A 1,538-nucleotide genomic window follows, 5' to 3' on the forward strand; every position below is an offset into this window, starting at 1 on the left:
GCTAAATTCTCAAAGTAAGTTCTAGTCTGTCTTAAAAACTGGAAATTAGACTGAGACAAGGAAATAAGGTAGAACTTACTATGGGACAAGTTGGCAATCGACAATGAAAAACAAACACTTAACTCTCTCTGATCGCAACGATATTCAAATAGGAATTGAACAACTTAAGCCCTTCTCAGCTATAGCAGCTAAGTTAGGTAAAGATCCTTCTACAATCTCAAAAGAAGTTCGGAGAAATCGAGTGGTTAAAGAAAATTCTGTGACATCTAATTGTGATTCTTGCCCTCTACTAAAAAAGGCTCCCTACGTTTGTAATGCCTGTCCGAAAAAGAGAATCAATTGTGGATACCAGAAACAATTCTACTACGCAAAAAGAGCTCAGCTTGATTATGAAGCTAAGCTCTCAGACTCGAGAACAGGTGTTGCCCTAAACAAGGAAGAATTCTATCGCATGGACGAGATTGTCTCTTCAGCCATCCAAAAGGGACAACACCTCAACCACATCATCGCCTCAAACGAACTTTCGGCATCCAGAGCTTCTATCTACAGATACCTTGAAAAAGGCTATCTTTCCACAAAGCCCATTGATTTCCCCCGTGTCGTGAAATTCAGAAAGCGGAGAACCAGAAACCTACAACCCATTCCTAAAACTGCCAAAGAAGGACGGTCTTACGAGGACTTCCAACGCTTTCTCACAGAGAAAGGAATCAGCTATTGGCTGGAAATGGACACCGTTACTGGACGGATCGGCGGAAAGGTACTTCTCACCTTTAACCTCTCCTTCTGTAACTTTATCTTCGCTCGATTACTTGATAATAAAACAGCTAATGAGGTCGCTAAAAATCTCTACGCTATCAAGAATGACCTACATCAGAAAGAGATGGACTTCTGCGAAATATTTCCTGTCATTCTGACCGATAATGGCGGTGAATTCGCCAGAGTGGACGACATCGAAATGGATGTTCGTGGAGAATCTAAGCTCTTCTTCTGTGACCCCAATCGTTCTGACCAGAAAGGGAGAATTGAGAAGAATCACACACTTATCAGAGATATTCTTCCTAAAGGAAGTTCTTTTGACAACTTGACACAGGAGGACATCAACCTGGTTTGTTCGCATGTCAACAGCATCAAACGAGCTTCTTTCAACGGAAAATCCGCCTATGAACTCTTTACATTTACCTACGGTGAGGAATTGGCAACACTTTTGGGAATCTCTAAAATTGACCCTGAGAACGTCATTCAATCACCTCGATTATTGGATAAATAATCGCTAGTTTTTATTAAAAAATAATTTCAAAATAGAAAGGAACTTGTCCCATCCAAAATTCCAGATAGCTAGAACTTACTTTGAGACGTCTCAGAGCCAGTAACTTTAGTGTACTCTTTTTTTCAACTTTTTCAACCCTAAAACTCACTATTATCAACATTTGTAGTCAAAAACAGAACTTAGTCTGAGACGAAATTCTGTTGATGTTATGCAGTTTTCTCAAAGTAACTTCTGAAAGAAAGAGAACTAGAACTTACTTTGAGAATTTACC

Annotated in this window: 1 protein-coding gene; it reads left to right on the forward strand. The window is 39.7% G+C overall.

The features are described 5' to 3' along the window. Window positions 1-103: 103 nt before the first annotated feature. Window positions 104-1,267 carry an IS30 family transposase gene (locus tag ACHBGV_RS10225; RefSeq protein WP_394736274.1) on the forward strand — a complete coding sequence of 388 codons (1,164 nt, stop codon included), beginning with the start codon at window positions 104-106 and terminating at the stop codon, window positions 1,265-1,267. Window positions 1,268-1,538 lie beyond the last annotated feature (271 nt).

Source organism: Streptococcus sp. A34, assembly GCF_043674115.1.
Classification (GTDB): domain Bacteria; phylum Bacillota; class Bacilli; order Lactobacillales; family Streptococcaceae; genus Streptococcus; species Streptococcus suis_V.